The following is a 21,481-nucleotide window of genomic DNA, read 5'->3' as shown; positions in this document are numbered from 1 at the left end:
GGTAGGGCTTCGCTCGATGTCAGACTCGACGGCGTGAGTGACGAGGAGATCCTGCAGCAGTTGCCGATCGCGGCCGCGGTCGTTGCCCTGCGCGACGACCGGGCGGATACGGAACTGGCACGCCTGGGTGCGTACGACGAACGCGACCAGGCGCAGGTGGACCGTTGCCTGCAGGTGTTCCTCACCGGTCTGCTCCGCACGACGTGGGAACGCGGCTGGGCGCCGGCCGACGTGGTGCAGCACGGACGCCGCAGTCTCGACTCGGGTGTCGAGCCCCTGTTGCTGGCCGCGATCTCCGCCGAGCACGTGGCCTACAAAGCCGCCACGATCGATCCGAACTGGCTCGCCCAGCTGACCGACCTCGGTGTGCCGCAACCCTTCGCCGCGCTGAGCCTGACCGACTGGAGCGCCGCCGCGCGCGTCGGCCGCTACCTCACCTTGCATCACGCCCTGTCGCTGGCCGGGTTCCTGCAGACGCTGCCGGTGCTCGCCCGCCTCTATCCCCTGCCCGGTACGCCGGTCCGCCACGCGCAACCCGTCGTACCGGCGAACGGGAAGATGCTCGCGCGGATCCGTGCCCTGCTGGCGAAGGCGGAAGCGACCGAGTTCCCGGACGAGGCCGAGGCGCTGTCCGGGAAGGCGCAGGAGCTGATGGCCAAGTTCTCGCTGGACCACGCGCTGCTCGAGGCTGCCGAGGACGAGCTTCCGGACGACTCGGCCGGGCGCCGGCTATGGGTCGATACGCCGTACGTCTCGGCCAAGGCGCAACTGGTCGGCGCGGTCGCGGCGGCGAACCGCTGCCGTACGGTCGTGATCGAGGACCTGGCCGTGGTCACGATCGTCGGCGCCGAGGTCAACCTGCAGCACACCGAGATCCTCAGCACGTCCCTGCTGGTGCAGGCGAACCGCGCGATGATTGCCGCTGGCAAGCACATCGGCCATCGCGGCGAATCCCGCACGCGGTCGTTCCGGCAGTCGTTCCTGATGGCCTACGCGCAACGGATCGGCGAGCGGCTCGAGCAGACCGCCGCCGCGACCCAGGCCGCCGTAGCAGAAGCGGAGGCGGGTCGCCTGCTGCCGGTGCTGGCCAAACGCGAGGAGCAGGTGGACGCGTTGTTCACCCAACTGTTCCCGAACACGACGACCCGGCGGACGCGGATCACCAACGGCGCCGGGTGGCACGCCGGGCTGACCGCCGCCGACCACGCGCAACTCGACGCCCGCCGCCAGGTCCGCCGCTGAAAGCCCACGCCGAAGGACGCGGCTAACCCTTCACGGTCTCAACTGCAGGCCTGAGTCCGCAGAGGACGATGTCGAGAAGGCGGTGCGCCTGCTCGGGCGGCGTGTCCGGGGAGTGGGTGATGCCACCGACCAGCCGGAGCAGGTCCATCAGGTCCACCTCTGGGCGCACCTCACCGGCCTGCTTCGCCTTCCCCAGCAGGAGATTCCCGGCCTCCTGGACGTTCATCTTGCAGGCCGCGAAGAAAGGGGATTCCTTGCCGAGGGCAAGCGTCAGCTCGTGCGACAGGCTCTTCTTGGACAGCCCGTAGCCGACGAAGCTGCGCAGCCACGCGGCCAGCGCGTCGAACGGCGCGAACTCCTTGTCGAACTCGTACGCGCGATCCACGACCGACTGGATCTCGTCGACGTAGACCGCCTCGAGCAGCGCCGTCCGGTTCGGGAACCGGCGGTACAGCGTGCCGATGCCGACGCCGGCCCGGCGGGCGATCTCCTCCAGCGAGGTGTCGGTGCCGTGCTCGGCGAACGTCTCCCGGGCGGCCGCCACCAGACGGTCGTAGTTCCGGGCCGCGTCCGCGCGCGTCGGCCGTGTACAGGGCATGGGTTGCGGCGCCATCCAGCCTCCTCCCGAGGGTTCGTCAACAATATCGCTTGCAAAGCGGAGGATGCCTCCGTATTGTATCCGGAGGAAGTCTCCGCTTTCTTTCTCAACTGTAGCCCCTCTGGGGTAAGGAGCACTATGTCGGCAACAACCGCGGCGCCGGCCGGCGCCGATTCCGGTACGCCTGCCCGGCGTCCCGGGGTAGTACTCGCAGTCATCCTGGTCACCCAGCTGATGGTGATCCTCGACGCCACCGTGGTGAACATCGCGATGCCTCACATCCGGGAGGCGCTGCACTTCAGCCCGTCCAGCCTGTCCTGGGTGCAGAACGCCTACGCGCTCGCGTTCGGCGGTCTGCTGCTGCTGGGCGCCCGGGCAGGCGACCTACTCGGCCGCCGCCGGGTGTTCGTCACCGGCGTCAGCATCTTCACGCTCGCCTCGCTGCTCGGCGGTCTCGCGCCGAACGCCGAACTGCTGCTCGCGGCCCGCGTCCTGCAGGGCATCGGTGGCGCGATCGCGGCACCGGCAGCGCTGACGCTGCTGATGCTCACCTACCGCGAAGGTCCCGAGCGGATGAAGGCGCTCGGCTACTACAGCCTGATCTCGTCCGGCGGCGGCAGCGTCGGGCTGGTGCTCGGCGGCATGCTGACCGAGTGGGCGTCCTGGCGCTGGGGCCTGTTCATCAACGTGCCGATCGGAGCCGCGCTGATCTTCGCAGCGCGCCGGGTGCTGACCGAGACCGAGCCGGAGACCGGCCGGTTCGACCTGGCCGGCGCGCTCACCTCGACGCTCGGCATCACCTCGCTGGTGTTCGGGTTCATCCGGGTCGCCGAGAAGGGCTGGTCCTCGCCCGAGGTGCTGGTCGCGTTCGCGGTCGGCGTCGTCCTACTGGTCTCGTTCGTCCTGATCGAGCGGCGGGTCAGCCACCCGATCGTGCCGCTGCGGCTGTTCCGCTCGCCGGTGCGCTCGGCGTCGTACCTGACCATGCTGCTCGTGGTCGGGACGATGTTCGGGATGTTCTTCTTCATGACGCAGTACCTGCAGGGTGTGCTCGCGCTGAGCCCGCTCGCGGCGGGGCTGGCGTTCCTGCCGATGACCGGTCTGCTGTTCACGGCGTCGCGCATCGTGCCGAAGCTGGTCGCGCGGATCGACAGCGGCAAACTGCTGCTGACCGGCTCCACGCTGGTGACGCTCGGAACGCTCTGGCTGACCCGGCTCGGGTCGCACGCCACCTACCTGCACGACGTGGTCGGTCCGATGCTGCTGTTCGGAGCGGGCGCCGGGATGATCTTCATCCCGCTGGTCGGCCGCGCGATCGCGGGCGTCGCACCCGAGGACTCGGGCGCCGCCTCCGGCATGCTGAACGTCGTACAGCAGGTCGGTGGCGCCCTCGGACTGGGCATCCTGGTCACGATCTTCGGTACGGCGAGCCGCAATTCGACGTCGCGGATCCCGCGCGAGGTGCTGGTCGACGGCGTACACGCGGCCTTCATCGGCTCGCTGGTCTACGCCGCCGTCAGCCTGGCGATGATCGTCGTCACCGTCCGCCCGTGGAACTGGTTCCGCCCGGCGCCGCAACCGGTCGAGGTGGTGGCAGCGGACTAAATCGACGCGGCGCCGTCGACGACCAGGACCTGGCCGTTGAGGTTGGTCTGATCGAGCAGGAGCATCCGGACGAGGGGAAGGACGTCTTCGGGCTCGGTCAACCGGCCGGTCGGGGTGCGCCGGGTGATCTGGTCGAGCTGGGTCTGCCCCAGCACGGCCGACATCTCCGACGCGAAGAACCCCGGAGCGATGGCGTTGGCAAGGATGCGGCCACCCAGTTCGCGCGCGAGCGAACGGGTGGCCGCGTCCATTCCGCCCTTGGTGGCCGAGTACGCGACCAGGCCCGGGTAACCGCGCTGGGCGCAGATCGAGGTGATGTTGACGATCCGGCCCTTGAGCCCCTTCGCCAGCATCCGGCGGAGCACGAACCGGGTCAGGATCAGCGGCGACGTCAGGTTCGTCCGGATGATCTCGGCCAGGTGGTCGGCGGAGGTATGGACGTGCAGCGAGTCCTGGCCGATGGCCGCATTGTTGACCAAGGCATCGATCGGTCCGAGCTCGGTCTCGACCGCGCGCACGAACGCCTGCGCAGCCGCGGCGTCGTTGACGTCGACGGAGCCGTAGTGCAGGTATTCGGGGTACTTCTCGCCGAGCGCGGTCAGCTCGGGCGTGACCGTCCGGGCGAACGCGGCGACCTTCAGGCCGGCGCCGAGCAGGTCGGTGACGATCGCCAGGCCGAGACCGCGGGATCCGCCGGAGACCAGGACGACCGACGCGGGCGGCACCACAGTGTCAGACATCGCTCTTCAGGGTTTCCTTCTGTGGGATCTCGTCGAGGAACTTGATCCGCCGCGGTACGCCGTAGTCCGGCAGGCGGTTCGAGCACCACTGGACCAGGTCCGCGTCGGTGATCGGGCCGAGCGACGGGTTCGGGACCACCTCGGCCGCGACCATCCGGCCGACCAGCGGGGCCTTGCGCGCGAACACTCGCGCCCAGGAAACGCCCGGGTGGCCCATCAGCACGTTGCGCACCACCCCCGCCGACACCTTCGACCCGCCGACGTTGATCTCGTCGGTGTCCAGCCGCCCGGTGATCAGTACCCGGTCACCGTCGAACTCGACGCGGTCGCCGGTGTGTACCGCGCCGATCAGACCGGCGCCGTGGTGCGGTGAGCGGATCACCAATTCGTCGCGGTCGACGCTGAGCACCGGCCGCTCCGGGTCCGGTTCGCGGTCGAGCCACGCCTTCGGGAAGCCGGCCTTGCCGTCGTGCACCACGATCGACGCGCCGACCTCCGAGGAAGCGTAGATCCAGGAGATCCGGGCCTTCGGAAAGAGCTCGCACAGCTGGTCGAGGATCGCCTGGTCGACCGGTTCGCCGCCGAGCGTGATCTGTTCCAGCGGTACGGCGGCCAGCGCGTCGGAGTCGCGGTAGATCGCCTGCCGCCAGAAGGTCGGCGTACCGGATGCGGCCGTGACGCCGTGCTCCGTCGCAACCGCCGGCCAGTCCTCGAGTTCGTGCGGCTCGATCACGACCAGGCCCTGGTCCCGCTGGGTCAACGAGAGGGTAACGACCTGCCACCAGGCGTACGTACCGGGCGAGTACGGCAGCAGCCACGTGCGCGGCGGCTGATCTGCAGTGACCGTGGTCAGCGACTCGAGCGTGTGACCGATCCGCTTCGGCCGGCCGGTCGAGCCGGAGGTGAGCAGCCAGGCACGGCCGGCCTCCTCGACGCGCTTCAGCTTGGCCGGGGTGACTTCCCCATCGGGCAGAACGATCGCGAAACCGGACTCCCCCAGCTCCTCGCGCATCAGCTCGTCGACGCGGGACTCGGTCGCCACCAGCAACTCGGTGCCGTGCACGGCATGGTGCCGCAGCGCCGCGAGCGCGTCGCCGCCGTTGTCGACGAGGACCGCCGCGGGCGACGGGATCTGCGGCAGCTTGGGCAGCGTCCGCCAGGTCAGCCGCTTGCCGCCGACGACGACGGTGTTGTCGTCGCCGATCAGGGCGGTGCTGCGCCGGCGCCCAGTCATCGGCACGGTCACGCCGACTGGAGTTGCTCGATGAAATCCAGTACGTCGCCGACCGTCGCGATCCGGCGCAGCCCGGGGGCATCGAAGTTCAGCTCGTCGCCGAGCTCGTCCTCCACCCGGAGGGCCAGCTCGGAGAAGTCCAGCGACCGGAACCCGATATCCCGGAGATCCGCCGTGTCGTCGGCCGGCAATGCGCGGCCCTGAGCCGTCATCACCTCACCCATCAACTCCCTGACCCGACTCCGATCCACCGAACTCATAGTCCCGAAGCCTAGCGCCGGACCTCCCGCACTCACCAACGCTCCCTGCGCCGAACCCGTCACGCTGCGCCGCGCCCGGCGCGGCTTCCTCGGAAGAGGTTGATGAGTGCCGGCGGTCCGTCAAGCGTTTGATCCGCGCGCGGACCTCGAGCCACGCCAGCGCGATCACCGGGCCGGCCGCGGCCAGCGCCGCCAGCAGGACCTCCTCGACCGGTAGTCCGGCGATGTGCTGACCGATCATCGCGACCTCCCGAGACCTGGAGATTACTGAGTGTAAACGGGAAGTTCTGTCCGGTAAACGGCTCACCGGACATCGGATCGACAGGTGGGACTCATACAATCGCCCGATGATCAGGGCCGCGGGAAGGCGTCGGACGACCGGACGAGGCAAGCCGACCGCGGCGTTGGCGAGCCTTCCGGTGCTGCCGCTGGCCTGGTTCGTCGCGCTGCAGGAGCACCCGCCCTGGATGCCGGCGGCGTACCTGGCCTATCTGCTGCTGGTGATCGTGGTACCGGGCACGATGTTCTGGCGGCGGCTGACCGGCGGCGTCGGCTGGCTGAGCGCGGACGTCATCCTCGGTACGGCGTTCGGGCTGGCCGTCGAGGCGCTGGTCTATCCGCTCGGGATGCTGTTCGACATGCCGTTCGCGGCGCTGCTGATGCCGGCGCTCGCGTTCGGGATGTGGCGGGCGTTGCCGCGCCGCAAGCTCCCCGAGCGGCCGACGCCGTGGTGGTCGATGGCCGGCATGATGCTCGCGGTCGGCGTCGCGGCCGCCTGGTTCGTCCGGGTCGGTGCGCACCTGATCCCGCTGAACGGCCCCGACGCGCTCCGGTCGAACTCCGACGCTCCGCACAACCTCGCGATCGCGGGCGAGATCACCCACCACTTCCCGCCGCGGATCCCGTACGCCGACGGCGGCCCGCTGACGACCCACTGGGCGGCGTACGAACACCTGGCATCCGCGCACTGGATCACCAACGTGCCGCTCGACGTACTCACGCACCGGATGGCGCCGTTCCTGTGGATCCTGCTGACTGTGCTCGGCGCGGCCGCGGTGGGGATGCTGCTGACCGGTCGCGCGGTCGCGGCGCCGATCGCCGCCGGGCTCGTGGTCGCCGGTGGCGATCTGGTCGCGTGGCCGTGGGCGGTGTCGGATCGGGTGTTCGCGGACGGGCCGTTCTCGCTGGGGCAGTTGACCAACCCACCGCAGGCGTTCTCGACGGTGTTACTGCTGCCGTTGATCGCGGTGACGACGCTGCTCTTGCGGCGGCGGCCGGGGACGACGCGTGGTCAGCTGTTCCGGTTGTTCGTCACGGCCGGGGTGCTGGTCGCGGCTCTGGCGTTGACGAAGGCGACGACCTTGCCTGTGTACGCGACGGGCCTGGCGGTCGCGTGGATCTACCTCACGGTCCGGGCGGGCCGGTTGAACCTTCGGGCGCTGGTGCTCGGCGTGGGCGTCGCGGCGGCGTACACGTTGACATTCTTCTTCGTAGTGCGCGGCGCGGCCTCGGCGGTACGGTTCGATCCGGGCGCGACGTTCGAGAGCCTGGCGGATCGGATGGGCGGCGGGTCAGCCGTACCGGTGATCGCGGCGGTGGTCGTGATCGGGTGGCTGATGCCGCTCGTGGGCGTGCTGCTGATCAAGCGGCGCGGCGTGATGGTGGTGTTCCTGGTCGCCGGGTTCGTGGCCGCGGTACTGCTGGCGTCATTGCTCGCGGATCGTGGGGACACCCAACTGTTCTTCGTGCGCACCGGCTTCGTGTTCGGAGTACTGCTCGCGACCTGGGGCCTCGGTTCGCTCGAGCGGCGGCAGTACTGGATCGCCGGTGTCGCGGCCGCGATCGGGGGCGCCGCGATCTACTGGGGCCGGCATCAGACACCGCGGTCGTGTACGTCGGACAGCTGTTTCGGCCAGAGTCTCGCGGTGGCGCTGGTGATCGCGGCGCTCGGGGTCGGCGTGTTCGGATTGGTGCTGCGCGGTTCCCGCCGTACCTGGGCGGTGATCGCGGTGGCCGTGCTGATCGGTACGACGGTGTCGCCGACGGTCGCGTCCGTACGGCGGTTCGCGAAGCCGCCGCTCACGTCGTACGACTCGATCGCACCGGGCGGGATCGAGGCGGCCCGCTTCATCCGCCGCAACTCCGGCTCCGGCGACCGGATCGCCACCAACGTGCACTGTCACCAGCCGCGCGCCTCACACTGCCGGACCGGTTCGTACTGGATCGCCGGCTACGCCGAACGCCGGGTGCTGGTGGAGGGTTGGTCCTACCAGGCGCGGGTCGACGACAGCTATCCCGCCGGCGTCCAAGGGCCGTACTGGAACCCGGACCTGCTCGCCCTGAACGACGAAGTCTTCACCAACCCGACCCGCCAGACCATCGAAACCCTCCGCACGAAGTACGACGTCCAGTGGCTGCTCCTCGACGAGCGAGTCAGCACCCCACCGAAAAACCTCGACAAACTCACCGAACTACGCTTCCAACTAGGCACAGTCCGCGTCTACCAGATCTACCCACCACCCCCGACAAACCCCTTCCCCCCCACACCGAGCCCGTCAGCGCCGTTGCCGTCCTCGCAGACGCAGCCACCTTCGTTCCCGACCTCCTCCACGAGCGGTTCAGCTGGCGATCCGACGACGCCGACTCTCCCGACCCCGAACCTCCCGACCGGTAGCCAACCGACGGTCCCGTTCCCGAGCGGCACCTTCCCGACCAACCTGCCCTCGTCCCCCACCACCCCCGGAACCCCAACCCCACCCGGCACCCGGAGCCCGTGACACCTCAGGGACCGAGCAACGCGGCGGGGACCACCGCTATCCCGTCCGGGCGGCGGTAGGCGTCGGTTCCGGTGCAGATCACCATCGCGTCGACCAGGTCCACGCCGATCTCCGACCGCAACCAGAGCAGGTGTTTGACGTCCTCGTCGGTAACGAAGGGCGCGAGCTTCACCTCGATCGCCAGCACTCGGTGATCGGCACGTTCGACGATCAGGTCGACTTCGTGATCGCCGTTCCTGGTCCTGAGGTGCCGCACAGCGGCCTCGGCGGCCTGGGCATAGACACGTACGTCGAGCGTGACCAGGGACTCGAAGAGCTGTCCGAGCAGGACACCGTCGCGGACGCGCGGATGTCCCTTGACCGCATCGTCGAGCAGCGCGGTCGCGCCGACGCCGAGCAAGGCCGCGGCCAGGGCCGGATCCGCCAGGTGGTGTTTGGGCGACGAAGCCAAGCGGCTCAGCCGGTTCCGGGTCGGCAACCAGGCTTCTACGGGCTCCAGCAACCACAACTGGCTGAGCACATCGCGATACGCGATGGTCGTCGTCTTCGCCGGCTTGTCGGTGTCGCCCGCGGTCGCGGCGTCCAGGATCGCGTTGTACGACGCTGTTGTGGCGGTTGCCGCAGCGTACGCGGCCAACCAGGCGCGCAGCGTTGCCGGCCGCCGCACCAAGTGCCCTTGCTCGGGAAAGTCCCGCTCGACGATCCGATCGACGTACCCGGCGAGCTGGGCACGCCGGGGCCGGTCGGTGAGCGGCCGGATGCCCGGGAAGCCTGACCGAACGATCTCCTCGGTGTAGTCCGCGAGCAGTACGTTCGTCGTACCGCGCAGAGTCTCCCGACTCCCGGTCAGCAGACCCTTGAGACTGACGGTCGGAGACTCGATCCCACGCTCCGACAAGGACATCGGCCGCATCCGGAGGCGGACGATGCGCCCGGCGCCGGAGTGTGTCGGCGCACTGACCGGGGTCGCGCTGCCGGTCAGCAGGAAGCGGCCCGGCGTGTTGTCCCGGTCGACGCTGCGCCGTACCTGATCCCAGACCTGGGGATACAGCTGCCACTCGTCGAGCAGTACGGGCGGCTCGGCCCGATCCAGACGATCCGGCTCGGCCTCGAGCAGCAGTCGCCGCGCCGGGTCGTCAAGGGCATACGTGGTCCTGGCACGGCGGGCGGCGGTCGCGGTTTTGCCGACACCCTTGGGCCCGTCGAGTGTCACCGCCGGCAGGCCCGCGAGCAGTTCGTCCAATTCGGCGTCAACGACCCGCTCCAGGTACTCGACCACACGCCTACCATACCGTTAGCAGCGATTGAACGCTACCGTTAGCAGGCGACAAACACTACCGTTAGCAAGATCCGTCAGCGGATCGACACCGTTGGGATCGGCACGCTCTGGTTAGAGAGGCGGTCCAGGGCGGTTACGGAGTACAGGTAGGCCGTGCCTGGGACTGCCGTGGTGTCGACGTAGGACTGGGTGGGGCCGGTGGAGCGGATTGTGGTGAGGAGGTTGCGGGCGTCGTTGTCGGGGCAGTGGTCGTTGCCCTTCAGTTCGCGGCGGTAGATCGCGTACGACGTGGTGTCGGTGGACGTGCGCGACCAGTTCAGCTGGACGCCGTCGGTGGTGCGGGTCGCGCGTACTGCGTGCGCGGGGAGCGGTGCGCGGGAGTCGAGGGCCGGCATCGCGGGGATCAGGGCGGGCTTCGAGTACCAGTTGTGGTTCAGGAGCGTGGTCGCACCGAGCCGGTCTGCGCGGACGTCCTTCGCGGAGAAGAAGATGTTCCCCTTCACCTCGGGGATCGTGCTGTCGAACGCCAGGTGGTCGCTCAGTTCCTGCGGGTCCGACCAGTCCGGCGACTGTGTCGACGTACCGACCTTGTACGTCGCCTCGCCGATGTAGAGGTGGACGTGCGTACCGCGGACCTGCTCCGCCCACCACGGCACGATCTTGTTGTAGTCGGCCGGCGCGAAGCCCTGCGCCCAGTACACCTGCGGGACGATGTAGTCGATCCACTCCTCGCGGACCCACTTGCGGGTGTCGGCGGCGAGGTCGTCGTACGTCTGCACGCCGGCCGTGGTGTCGGTGCCCTCGGGGTCGGTCGCCTTGTTCCGCCAGACCGCGAACGGCGAGATGCCGAACTTGACCCACGGCTTGATCGCCTTGATCCGGCTGCCGAGCTCCTGGATCAGCAGGTCGATGTTGTGCCGGCGCCAGTCCTGCAGGTTCGTGTAGCCGTCGTTGTACTGCGCGAACGTCGCGGCGTCGTTGAACGTCTGACCGGCCACGGGGTACGGGTAGAAGTAGTCGTCGAAGTGCACGCCGTCGATGTCGTAGTTCGCGACCGCGTCCATGATCGCGTCCTCGACCAGCTTGCGGGCGGCCGGGATGCCGGGGTTGTAGTACAGCTTGCCGCCGTACGTCACCACCCAGTCCGGATGCAGCCGGGCCGGGTGCGTCGGGACGAGTGCATTGAGGTCGGTACCCATCGAGAGCCGGTACGGGTTGAACCAGGCATGCAGCTCGAGGTTCCGCTTGTGCGCCTCGGCGACCGCGAACTTCAGCGGGTCATAGCCGGGGTCGCCGCCCTGGTGGCCGGTCAGGTACTGCGACCAGGGCTCCACCTTCGACGGCCAGAACGCGTCCGCGGTCGGGCGGACCTGCAGAATCACCGCATTGTGGTGCTGCCGGACCGCGTCGTTCAGCCAGCCGATCAGCTCGGCCTGCTGTTGCGCCGCGCTCAGCCCGGTCTTCGACGGCCAGTCGATGTTCACCACCGATGAGATCCAGCTCGCCCGGAACTGCCGGAGCGGGGTGGACGCGTTCGGCGTACACGTCTGCTGGTCCGCGGCCGACGCCGTACCGGTCAATCCACCCAGCAACAGCCCTGCCGTCGCACCGAGTACACCCATAGCTCGCCAGACTCTCATGTCACTCTCCGACCGTCGTTCAAGCTGAAGTCGAAAGATGTTTACACATCCGGACCCCGATGAGAAGACGCTAGGTTAGGACCATGCTGCGGACCGCGACTGACGACGATGTCGAGATCATCCGGGAGCTGCGGAACCAGCAGGCGAATCGGGACGTGAGCATCACCTCGCACGAGATCAGCGCCGGCGAACACGCGGCGTGGTGGACGAAAGCCTCGGTCGACCCGTCGCGGCGGGTGCTGATCTACACGCGGGACGGCGTGACCGCCGGAGTGGTGAACTTCTTCGACCTCGACGGTACGGCGGGCGCGTGGGGGTTCTTCTTGGACGCCGACGGGCTCGCGGAGCGCGGCGAGACACTGCCGGCGTGGATCGAGCTGATGCGCGAGGCCACGGCGTACGCGTTCGACGAGCTCGGACTCGACGTACTCACCGGTGAGGTGCTCGAACACAACACCGTGGTCCGGCAGATGAACCGGCGCTTCCGGTTCGTCGAAGGCACGCCGGAGACTCGGTACGCCGACGGGCGCGAGCTCACCGTGATCCCGATCAGCCTGCGCAAACAGGATCGTCGAATTCAAGGGAAGTCATGAACACGACCATCGAGATCGGTGATGTGCCGGTCGGGCCCGAGCATCAACCGTTCGTGATCGCGGAGATGTCCGGGAATCACAACGGCGACCTGGAGCGCGCGCTGGACATCGTGCGAGCCGTGGCGGAGTCCGGTGCGCAGGCGTTGAAGCTGCAGACGTACACCGCGGACACGATGACGCTCGACCTGGACCTGCCGGCGTTCCGGCTGCCGGCGGAACACGAACTGTGGAGCGAGGCGCGGCTCTACGACCTGTACGAGGAGGCGCACACGCCGTGGGCGTGGCACGAGCCGATCTTCGAACTGGCGGCATCGCTCGGGCTGGTCGCGTTCTCGTCCGCGTTCGACAGCACCGCGATCGACTTCCTGGAGAAGCTGAACGTTCCGGCGTACAAGGTCGCGTCGAACGAGATCGGTGACCTGCCGCTGGTCCGCGGCATGGCCGAGACCGGCAAGCCGATCATCATCTCGACCGGTTCCGCCACACTGACCGACATCGACGCCGCGGTCCGCGCCGCGCGCTCGACGGGCAACGAGCAGATCATCGTCCTGTCCTGCACCGCCAGCTACCCGGCGCCACCCGAACAGTCCAACCTCCGCGGCATCCCGGTCCTCCGCGACGCACTCGACGTACAGGTGGGCCTCTCCGACCACACGATGGGCATCGGCGCCGCCGTAGCCGCGGTCGCGCTCGGCGCCACCGTCATCGAAAAGCACGTCACACTCAAACGAACCGACGGCGGAGTCGACTCAGCCTTCTCACTGGAACCCTGGGAACTGGAGCTACTCGTCGAAAGCACCCGAGTAGCCCAGCTCTCCCTCGGTAAGCCCGTCATCGGCCCAAAGCAGGCGGAGGAGAACGTCCTCCGCTTCCGCCGCTCCCTCTACGTGACCCAGGACGTCCGCGCCGGCGACCCCGTCACCCCCGAAAACGTCCGCTCCATCCGCCCCGCCGGCGGCCTGGCCCCCGACCTCTTCACCCAGGTAAACGGCCGCCCCTTCCGCACCAACACGCCCGCCGGCACCCCCCTCACCTGGGACCTCCTCTGATGTACCTGCTGTTTCCCGGCAGGCATCATGTTCTGACTCGGTTTCAGGGGGAGTTTTTGCGGGGGTTTTCGGGGTGGAGTGTGGTTTGGGCGGTGACCTCGGCCAATCATCGGACGACCAAGCGGAATCCGGTGGGGTTTGATCGGCGGGAGGCGGCGATTGAGCGGTTCAGTGTTGCCGAGGGGATTCGGTCGTTGGTGGTGGGGGTGGTGGATACTCCGCCGACGGACGATTTTGCCGAGGTGACTGTCAAGGCTGTTGAGGCGGGGACGGATGATCTGGTGCGGTTGACGCCTGCCAATACCGTTGTCGCGTGTTCAACGCCTTCGGTCAGCAAGCTTTATGAGCGGCTCGGATATCGGGTGATCGGGGTTGAGCCGGAGGGGACGGCTCGGCCTTGGGACGTTCTGTTGATGATTGCTGCGGGCAACGAGGGGTGGAAGAAGCTCGCGCATCCGGCGACGGTTGACGTGTTCGAGCGGTACGCGCTGGATGCGCACGTCGCGCGGTGCGTGAACGACCCGGTGGTCGGCGACGACGGTGGGTTGACGACGACTCGTGACTACAAGACGTACGCCGATGCGTTCGAGACCGCGGCCGACCGGAAATGGCTGCAGATCAAGGACTTTGTGCAACCCGGCCGGATTCTCGACATCGGGTGCGCGACCGGCGCGACGCTGCAACTGATCGACCGGGATCCGCGGTTCCACGAGTCCGATCTGATCGGCGTCGAGGTCGCCCGGCACCTGTACGCGGAATGCGTGCACAAGAAGGAGCAAGGTCTCTTCAGCAACCCGAACGTGTATTTCTACCAGCGCAACATGCTCGGCTCAGCAGTCTTTCCGCCGAGGTCGATCGACACCACTCTGACGCTCGCGCTGACGCACGAGATCTGGTCGTACGCCGACGGCTCGCGGCCCGCGACGGTACAGCGGTTCGCCGACGCACTGTTCGCGCACACAGCACCGCACGGCGTCTGGATCAACTCCGACGTGTGCGGCCCGGACGAGCCCGACCGTTCCGTCGTACTGCGACTCGACGACAGCGACGGTGTGAACCCGGACGACGTGGCGGAGCTCGAGACGCTCGGCGACGTCGCGTCGTACGTCGGGAAACTCTCGACGCGGGCGCGGTTCTTCCAGTTCGCACACGACTTCCGGCGGAACGCCAGAGTTCGGTTCGAGTACGCCGTCCGCGGCGACGAGATCGTGCTCCGGCTGGCCGACGCGATGGACTTCCTGACCCGCAAGGACTACGTCGACAACTGGCTGAGCGAGACCCATGAACAGTTCTGCGGCCTGAACTTCGCCGGGTGGACCGCGGTTGCCGAACGGGCCGGCTTCACCATCGACCCGTGCTCAAAGGCCTGGCGCAACGACTGGGTCGTCGACCACCGGATCGCTCCAGTCGCCTCGATCACCACCCCGGACGGCGTACCGGTCGACTGGCCGGTCACCCACCAACTGATGATCGCTCGCCGCTAGGGCATGGGACCGGCAGCAACGCCCTCAGTCACTTCCAGGTGGAGCGTCCCGGCCAGCGGGCGTACGGCGAGCGTGTGTCGGCCGCGGGTGATCGTCAACGGTAGACGGCTGGACAGGAACGGCTCGCACTGGACCGCATGGTTCGTACCGTCCGGTGCTGTCGCGAAGAGGACCCACTCGGCCGGCTCCAAGGCAGTCATGTCCACGACCGCGGCCCAGCCGTCGTCGGAGACGGTACGGCGGCACTCGACGTCCACGTGGTCGTCGGAGTCCGGGAGGTACCGCCGCCAGCTGAAGTCGACCTCGCCCCAGTCCGGGCCGCGCACGACGAGCATGTTGCCTGCGGCAACCACTGCGGTGGCGGTGATCCGGATCGGTGACTCGTGCAGGTTCACGTACCCACCGGTCGACCGGGTCAGCATCACCACCCGCCCGCGCTCGGCGTGCGAAACGAGCCGATCACCGGCCGTCCACAACAGCACCTGCTCACGACCTTCCGGCCCGCGCATCCGGAACGCGCGCGTGGTCCGCTGGCTGAACGGGTCGTCCGGGTTGATCTCCGCGAGGATCGGCCCGATCGGCAACCGCGCGGTGAAGTCGCGGCCGTGTACCTCGAGCGGCAGTTCCTCCTCGCCGCCCGACAATGGCCGGCTGACGAACAACGACGGCTCGTCGAACGCCGCCCGCCCGTGCAGCACCAGCGCGTCCGGCGTCTGCTCGACCGCGGTCAACCGGCACGGATCCGGCAACCGCCGGACGGCGAACGCGCCGTCCTGACCCGGACCGGGCTGGATCCAGTTCGTGTCGTCGATCCACGCGCCGGGCGGCCATCCCGGACTGCCGGCTCTCGGCCCCCGCAGCCGGTCACGCCGGCGGACCCCGCCGACCCGGAGCCGTACGTCGAAATGCGCCGGACCGGCCGGGCACTTCGCGAGCAGTTCGCGGCTGACCCGGACCTCGAACCCGACCAGGCTCTGCTCGCCGCGCAGGTCAGTCGCCGGGTAGCGCCGCAGCGGAAGCCGATGGTTCCAGCCCGCGACCATCAGCCCGATCCGAAGCTCCGACGGTTTGGACTGCAGGTGCCGAAGTTCCGCCGTACCGCGCACCGACAGTTCGCCGTCGATCCAGGACACCTCGCGCACGCTGGTCGCCAAGGTGAAGTCGGCTTTCGTCAGCTGCAGGTGGTCTTCGGCCGAGGCCGGGTCGAGCGCGACCTTGTGCAGGAGCTCGAGATCACCCGCGCGCAACGCGTCGAACTGGAGTTGGGCGACGCGCGGCGAGTTCGCCAGTACGTCGTCGTCGAGGCGATCGAGGAGTTCGGTCGTGAGCTCGACCAGGTGCCGCTCCTCCTCCGGCGGCACGGTGCCGAACGCCGAGAGGATCGCGTGCAGGTCGATCTGCCGGAAGTGCGCGTGCACCCGGCTGCGGATCTCCGGCAGTGCGTCCTCGACCTGGTCCAGGACGAGACCGGCCGAGACGACCCGGTCGCGGAGGTTCGCGAGCTGGAACTTCTGCTGGGTGATCGAGTCGCCGGACTCGCGTTCGCGCCAGAAGTACACCGGCGCCGCGATCGTGTCGACGGTGACCGCGTCGAGGTGCGCCTTCAGCGTGACCGGGTAGTCCTCGTACCGGATCGCAGGGAACTGGTAGCCGTACTCGTCCCAGAACGACCGGCGGTACACCTTGTTCCACACCATCCGGTCCAGCACGAGCTGCGGTGTCTCGGAGATGTGCGTGGCCAGCCGATCCGCCGTGAACACCTGTCCGTGCAGCCAGGACGGGCGTACGCCGTAACTGTTGTTGAACCGTCGCGCGTTCCCGCCGGCGAAGTCCGAGCCGGTCTGGTCGAGCGCCTTGATCAGCAACCCGAACCCGTGCCGCGTGACCAGGTCGTCGCTGTCGACGAACGTGACGTACTCGCCCGACGCGTGCTCGACGCCGGTGTTGCGCGCCGGGCCGAGACCCGCGTTCGGCTGCTGGACGATCCGGAACCGCGGATCGCGGTCGCAGAACTCCTTCGCGATCACCGCGCTGTCGTCCGGTGAACCGTCGTCGACCAGGATCGCCTCGAAATCCGCGAACGTCTGCCGCGCGATCGAGTCGAGACAGTCCCCGATGTAAGCCCCCACGTTGTAGAACGGCACTACCACGCTCAGGCGTGGCGCCGTCATCTCTTGCGGAACTTGCGGACGAGTTTGCGGGCGACCACCTTCGGCTTGCGGACCTGGGCGGCGTGGAAGATGACGCGGGAGACGGCGTACGTGCGCGAGTCGCGGATCCGGTCGTGGGCGGCCGTCATCTTCTGGAGCTGGCCGCGGAGCTCACGGATCCGGTTCTCGCGCGTCTTCATCGCCTTGTTCCGGAAGCCGAGCGTGCGCTCGAGCCCGTACACATGGCCCTTCATTTCGAACAGCTCGTGCTTGGCTGCCTCTGCCTCCGCGAGCACTGTGCGCAGGTCGGCCAATTCGTTGGTGATCCCCAGCAGGTCGTCTAACGTCTGGGCGATCTGCTTGCCCTTGGCAACCTGCTCACTTGCCACCGGCAACGTGTCCGGTGAAGTCGCGGGGGTCGGCTCCGGGGCCTCGACCCCCGACATGCCCAGCCAGGCGGACACCAGGTCGTCCCCCACCATCCACGGCGGCCACGGGTGCCGACGGTGCTGCCCGATCAACCGCCCGTGGAACCGCGCCCACGCCGCCGCCAGCAGATCTTCCTTCGCCACGGTCTCCTGCGCAACCCAGCCGGAAACACCGTGGGAGAAGGATTCGCCGTCATAAACGACGTCATCCCACCGAAGCACCACCCGCGAATCAGTCACCCAATCCCCGAGGTCAGCCGCCAATTTCCTGAACCCCGGCACATCCTCAGCCGCAGCCAGCCGGAACAACACACTCTCCACCGATACACCCGAAGAGATGGTGCTGGGCACAACCCCCGGATCGAACACAAGCAGCTCGCCGGCAGCGCCGGTCGTGTCGGAGGCGGTGTCGGAGGTGTCGGAGGTGGTGGCGGGTGTGGTGGTTAGGTGCCAGCCGGTGGGGGTTTGGGTGGCGGTGAGGACGGTGTGGGCGGATTCTGTGTAGATGTCGTGGGTGGGTTGGGCGCCGATGATGGCTAGCCAGCCGGTGGGGACGGACGCGAGGAGGCCGGCTCGGGCGGCGGTGTCGAGGCCTTCGTGGGCGGGTGACAGGAGTGGTACGTCGGTTTGGTCGACGGCGGCTGTTGCCAGGCGGGTCGGGAGTTCGCCGGGGCGAGCGGCGGACGCCACGTCAGCGCGGACATAAGTGCGCGACGCGAAGTCGGCGTACACCTCCGCCTGCCACGGGAGCGCCGTACGGAACTGATCCACGGACACCGGGCGCGTCGGATCGTCGTGCAGCGGCCGCCATTCGTCGTCGCCGTGGCGTTCGTGGGGCGGCCGGCTGTCCAGCAGGTTCAGCAGCGAGAACTCGTTCTCCAGCCCGAGCACGACAACCGCGTCAGGTGTCGCGAGCGCGGCGACGGCGTCCAGCCGAGCGGTCCACGACAGATCAGCACTGTCGTACCCCAGCAGCCGATCCAACCCGTCCGACGCGATGATCACGTCGTACGGCGGCGTCTGCAAACCGTCCAGTGCGCCCGCGATCACCTGTAGGCAGGGGCCGAAGTCCTCGCCGAGCTGCTGCGCGTCGGAGACCGACCGGACGAGGATCGTCACGTCGGACGAGTGCGCGAGCACGGACTCGATCAACTGCGGCGCATGCGGCCCGAGGATCAGCGTCCGCCGGTTGGCGGGGACGACGTCGGTCAACAGCGCGGCCAGCGCCGGGCGCGGCGTCGTACGATCGGTCCACGGCTGCATCTCGCCGCGGACCACCTGAACCTCAAACACGCTCTCTCCAATCGAACAGGGACCGCAGTTCTGCGGGGGGCATCATCCAGGGGCGACCTAGTTCGAGGTCGGTGGTGGCGCGGGCGGCCTCGAGGTCGACGGTCTTGCCGAGCATCTCCGGCCACAGCCGTTCGATCCGGCTCTGCCCACCGAACAGCGGGTTCTCGCCGTCCATCTCCATCGGGTCGCCGTACACCGCGGGCTCGCAGCCGGCCGCGACACCGTAGAAGATTGCCGTCGACAACCGGTTGGCCGCGACCCGCTTGTGCTTGCGCAGCTCGGCGAGCTGCTTGAACAGGAACCTCCGGTCGGTGCCCTCGTAGGAGAACCCGCGCCGCCCGAACGACACCACCCGGAACCCGGCGTCCTCGTAGAAGCCGCGCACCTCGGGCCGGTCGTACTCGGTGTAGTAGAGGCTGAACGTCACCGGGCCGGGCTCGGTCTCCCGGATCTCGTCGATCAGCCGCTGGTGGTCACCGTGGATCTTCCCGCCTTCCCACCCGTGGAAGAGGAACCACAGCGTGCCCTCGCGCTCGACCGGCCCATCTTGGTCCAACACAGTGGGCTCCGGCTCGAGCTCCAGCAGGTACAGGAACGGGGCACCGATGCTGTGGTAGTTCCGCCGCCCGAGCGAATGCCCGCGGCGACGAGGCGCGTCGCTCCAGGTGAACCGCCACGCGCCGTCGTAGAACTCGTGCACCGGGTTCCACCCGCAGCCGATGTTCCACCCGTGCTGCAGGTACCCACGCAGCCGCGGCGGATGGTCGAAGTCGAACCCGGCGTACCGGGACAGGATGTGCGTCTGACCGTAGTAGTGGTTGTGGTGATGCATCAGCGCACCTCGACGTGCAGAGTGCCGGCATGGGGTCGGACGGCGAGCGCATGCGTCCCGGACTCGATTGCCAAGGGCAACCGGCTGCACAGGAACGGCTCGCACTGTACGGCGTGCGCCGTACCGTCGGCTCTGGTGGCGAACAAGATCCAGTCGGCCAACGCAGCCAACGGATCCACGGAAACCTGTACGGCGGTCACCGGGACGAGCGCGTCCACGTCGACGGCCACGGACCACCCGCCGTCACCGGACGACGTACGCCGGCACGCGACGTCGAGGTGGTCGTCGGAGTCGGCCAGGTACCGCCGCCAGCTGAAGGTGACGTCGCCGCCCGCGGACCCACGCACCACCAACTCGTTGCCCTCGACAACTGCCGCGACAGCGGTCGTCCGGATCGGCGACTCGTGCAGGTTCACGTACCCGCCGGTCGACCGGGTCAGCGTGACCACCCGATCGTCCACGACCCGGGACACCGCAGCGTCGCCCGCGGTCCACAACAGCACCCGCTGCAGGTCGTCGCCGCCGTGCACCCGGAACACCCGGGTGGTCCGCTGACCGAACGGATCGTCGTGGTTCGCCGCGTCGAGGAGGTCGCGGATCGGCAGCCGCGCGGTGAAATCGCGTCCGTCGAGCTCCAGCGGAATCTCTTCCTCGCCGCCCACGACCGGCCGGCTCAGGCGCAGCGACGGTTCGTCGAACGACGCCGTACCGTGCAGGATCAGCTCGCGGTCGGTCTGCTCGACCGACGTCAACCGGCACGGATCCGTCAGCCGCCGCAGCGAGAACCAACCGCTCTTCCCCGGACCCGGTTGAATCCAGTTCGTCGCGTCGATCCACGCGCCGGGCGGCCAGCCCGGGCTCCCCGGGCCCTGACCGCCGAGCATGCCTGTCCGTCGGCGCCGGCCGGAGCGCATCCGCACCTCGAAGTGCGCTGGAGCACCCGTGCATTCCGCGAGCAGCTCCGGGTCGAGTTGCACCTCGAACCCGACGAGCGACTGCGTCCCGTGCAGGTCGAGCGCGGCGTAGCGGCGTACCGGCAGTGGGTGCGACGTCTCGCCGACGAGGAGCGCGATCTCGAGGGTCGACGTCCGGTCGGTCTCCACGTGCCGGATCTCCGCCGTGCCCTTGATCGAGAGCTTGCCGTCGATCCAGCCGACCTCGCGGACGCTCGTCGCGAGCGACAGGTCCTGGTCGCGGACGCCGTACAGCCGGCGCGGTACGGCGGATTCGCCGAGGCCGGGGTAGTTGTACTCGAGCCGGCGCCCGTGCGCGACGGCGCGCGCCCCGCCGCGCAGGCCACCGGAGTTGCGGAACACCGCGAGCCGGCGGAGCAGGTCGACGTCGCCGGACCGGAGCGCGGCGTGCTGGATCCGGTCGTACCGGTGGGTCTTCGCGAGCACGTCCTCGTCGAGCCGGTCGACCAGCTCGCGGGACAGGTCCACCAGCGCCTGCTCGTCGTCGGCCGGGACCGATCCGAACGCGGACATCAGGGTCAGTACGTCGATCTGTGCCAGGTGCGCGTGCACCCGCCGGCGCACCACCGGCACGGCGTCCTCGACCAGGTCGATGACCATCCCGGCCGAGGTGACCCGGTCGCGGATGTTGCCGAGCTGGAACTTCTGCTGGGTGATCGACTCGCCGGACTCGCGCTCGCGCCAGTAGTAGACGGCCTGGGTGATCGTGTCGACGGTGATCGCGTCCAGGTGCGCCTTGAGCGCGACCGGGTAGTCCTCGTACCGGATCGGGGGAAAGGTGTAGCCGTACTCGGTCCAGAACGAGCGGCGGTACACCTTGTTCCAGAGCATCCGGTCCAGGACCAGATCGGGGAACTCGGTGACGTGCGTGGCGTGCCGGACCCGGGCGAACGGCTGCTTGTGCAACCACGACGGCCGGACGCCGAAGCTGTTGTTGAACCGGCGCGCGTTGCCGCCGGCGAAGTCCGAGCCGGTCCGGTCCAGGGTCCGGATCAGGGCGGCGAACCCGTACGTCGACACCAGGTCGTCGCCGTCCACGAACGCGAGGTACTCACCGGTCGCCTCGCGGATCCCGGCGTCCCGGGCCGGACCCGGGCCGGCGTTGTCCTGCTGGATCAGCCGGAACCGCGGGTCCCGCGCACAGAACTCCTTCGCGACGACAGCACTGTTGTCCGGGGATCCGTCGTCGACGAGGATCGCCTCGAAATCGGTCCAGGCCTGCCGGGCGATCGACTCCAGGCAGTCTCCGAGATACTCGCCGACGCCGTAGAAGGGCACCACCACGCTCAACCGCGGCGTCACT

At 68.6% G+C, this 21,481-nt stretch carries 17 protein-coding genes; 6 read left to right on the top strand and 11 right to left on the bottom strand.

Annotation, left to right across the window (positions count from 1 at the left end; genetic code table 11):
• Positions 1-33: 33 nt before the first annotated feature.
• The gene (locus tag FB475_RS18230) at positions 34-1,242 is read left to right on the top strand and encodes a DUF2786 domain-containing protein (RefSeq protein ID WP_141857429.1); all 1,209 of its coding nucleotides are present in this window, start codon (positions 34-36) and stop codon (positions 1,240-1,242) included.
• Between the two features lie 22 nt (positions 1,243-1,264).
• Here the strand turns inward: FB475_RS18230 and FB475_RS18225 are convergent, their stop codons facing one another.
• Positions 1,265-1,855, bottom strand: a complete 591-nt coding sequence (locus FB475_RS18225) for a TetR/AcrR family transcriptional regulator (RefSeq protein WP_141857428.1) — start codon at positions 1,853-1,855, stop codon at positions 1,265-1,267.
• 123 nt (positions 1,856-1,978) lie between these two features.
• On the opposite strand from FB475_RS18225, the gene FB475_RS18220 reads away from it, so the two are divergent.
• Positions 1,979-3,445: an MFS transporter gene (locus FB475_RS18220; protein WP_141857427.1), complete on the top strand. Its 1,467-nt coding sequence runs from the start codon at positions 1,979-1,981 to the stop codon at positions 3,443-3,445.
• Here the strand turns inward: FB475_RS18220 and FB475_RS18215 are convergent.
• From FB475_RS18215 to FB475_RS36830, 4 genes are read right to left on the bottom strand one after another with little or no spacing between them, the layout of a single operon-like run.
• Positions 3,442-4,185 (bottom strand): SDR family NAD(P)-dependent oxidoreductase, encoded by a 744-nt coding sequence (locus FB475_RS18215; RefSeq protein ID WP_141857426.1) that lies wholly within the window; start codon positions 4,183-4,185, stop codon positions 3,442-3,444. The two genes, FB475_RS18220 and FB475_RS18215, sit on opposite strands and share 4 nt — an antisense overlap.
• On the bottom strand, positions 4,178-5,419 hold the full coding sequence (locus FB475_RS18210; RefSeq protein WP_141857425.1) for an AMP-binding protein: 1,242 nt from the start codon (positions 5,417-5,419) through the stop codon (positions 4,178-4,180). Before FB475_RS18210 ends, FB475_RS18215 begins: the two co-directional genes overlap by 8 nt.
• 8 nt (positions 5,420-5,427) lie before the next feature.
• Entirely contained in the window at positions 5,428-5,631 is a 204-nt protein-coding gene (locus FB475_RS18205; protein ID WP_238332207.1) for an acyl carrier protein, read from the bottom strand.
• 4 nt (positions 5,632-5,635) lie between these two features.
• Positions 5,636-5,920, bottom strand: coding sequence for a hypothetical protein (locus tag FB475_RS36830; protein WP_185759363.1), 285 nt, complete (start codon positions 5,918-5,920; stop codon positions 5,636-5,638).
• 106 nt (positions 5,921-6,026) lie between these two features.
• Between FB475_RS36830 and FB475_RS18200 the strand changes: the two genes are divergently transcribed.
• On the top strand, positions 6,027-8,456 hold the full coding sequence (locus FB475_RS18200) for a DUF2339 domain-containing protein (protein ID WP_185759294.1): 2,430 nt from the start codon (positions 6,027-6,029) through the stop codon (positions 8,454-8,456).
• A gap of 4 nt (positions 8,457-8,460) precedes the next feature.
• On the opposite strand, the gene FB475_RS18195 is transcribed toward FB475_RS18200, so the two are convergent.
• Positions 8,461-9,735, bottom strand: coding sequence for an ATP-binding protein (locus FB475_RS18195; RefSeq protein ID WP_141857423.1), 1,275 nt, complete (start codon positions 9,733-9,735; stop codon positions 8,461-8,463).
• Between the two features lie 74 nt (positions 9,736-9,809).
• A complete protein-coding gene (locus tag FB475_RS18190; protein WP_238332206.1) occupies positions 9,810-11,357 on the bottom strand; it encodes a glycoside hydrolase family 10-like protein in 1,548 nt (515 codons plus the stop codon).
• 101 nt (positions 11,358-11,458) lie between these two features.
• Here FB475_RS18190 and FB475_RS18185 point away from each other — a divergent pair, with 101 nt between their 5' ends.
• From FB475_RS18185 to FB475_RS18175, 3 genes are all read left to right on the top strand, one after another.
• Positions 11,459-11,968 (top strand): GNAT family N-acetyltransferase, encoded by a 510-nt coding sequence (locus FB475_RS18185; RefSeq protein ID WP_141857421.1) that lies wholly within the window; start codon positions 11,459-11,461, stop codon positions 11,966-11,968.
• On the top strand, positions 11,965-13,017 hold the full coding sequence (pseI, locus tag FB475_RS18180) for a pseudaminic acid synthase (protein WP_141857420.1): 1,053 nt from the start codon (positions 11,965-11,967) through the stop codon (positions 13,015-13,017). Before FB475_RS18185 ends, pseI begins: the two co-directional genes overlap by 4 nt.
• 413 nt (positions 13,018-13,430) lie before the next feature.
• Positions 13,431-14,501, top strand: a complete 1,071-nt coding sequence (locus FB475_RS18175) for a class I SAM-dependent methyltransferase (protein WP_238332205.1) — start codon at positions 13,431-13,433, stop codon at positions 14,499-14,501.
• Here the strand turns inward: FB475_RS18175 and FB475_RS18170 are convergent.
• Genes FB475_RS18170 through FB475_RS18155 form a run of 4 tightly spaced genes read right to left on the bottom strand, consistent with a single transcriptional unit; the run spans position 14,498 to position 21,480 of the window.
• The gene (locus FB475_RS18170; protein WP_141857418.1) at positions 14,498-16,672 is read right to left on the bottom strand and encodes a glycosyltransferase family 2 protein; all 2,175 of its coding nucleotides are present in this window, start codon (positions 16,670-16,672) and stop codon (positions 14,498-14,500) included. The genes FB475_RS18175 and FB475_RS18170 overlap by 4 nt on opposite strands.
• Entirely contained in the window at positions 16,669-18,372 is a 1,704-nt protein-coding gene (locus tag FB475_RS18165; RefSeq protein WP_141857417.1) for a hypothetical protein, read from the bottom strand. Before FB475_RS18165 ends, FB475_RS18170 begins: the two co-directional genes overlap by 4 nt.
• Positions 18,365-19,204, bottom strand: coding sequence for a DNA replication complex GINS family protein (locus FB475_RS18160; RefSeq protein ID WP_141857416.1), 840 nt, complete (start codon positions 19,202-19,204; stop codon positions 18,365-18,367). The genes FB475_RS18165 and FB475_RS18160 overlap by 8 nt, the downstream gene beginning before the upstream one ends.
• Positions 19,204-21,480: a glycosyltransferase family 2 protein gene (locus FB475_RS18155; protein WP_141857415.1), complete on the bottom strand. Its 2,277-nt coding sequence runs from the start codon at positions 21,478-21,480 to the stop codon at positions 19,204-19,206. Before FB475_RS18155 ends, FB475_RS18160 begins: the two co-directional genes overlap by 1 nt.
• Between the last annotated feature and the right edge of the window lies 1 nt (position 21,481).

This window comes from Kribbella jejuensis, assembly GCF_006715085.1.
GTDB classification, from domain to species: domain Bacteria; phylum Actinomycetota; class Actinomycetes; order Propionibacteriales; family Kribbellaceae; genus Kribbella; species Kribbella jejuensis.
The sequence above is the reverse complement of the archived record's forward strand: the minus strand, read 5'-3'. Positions and strand labels throughout refer to the sequence as shown.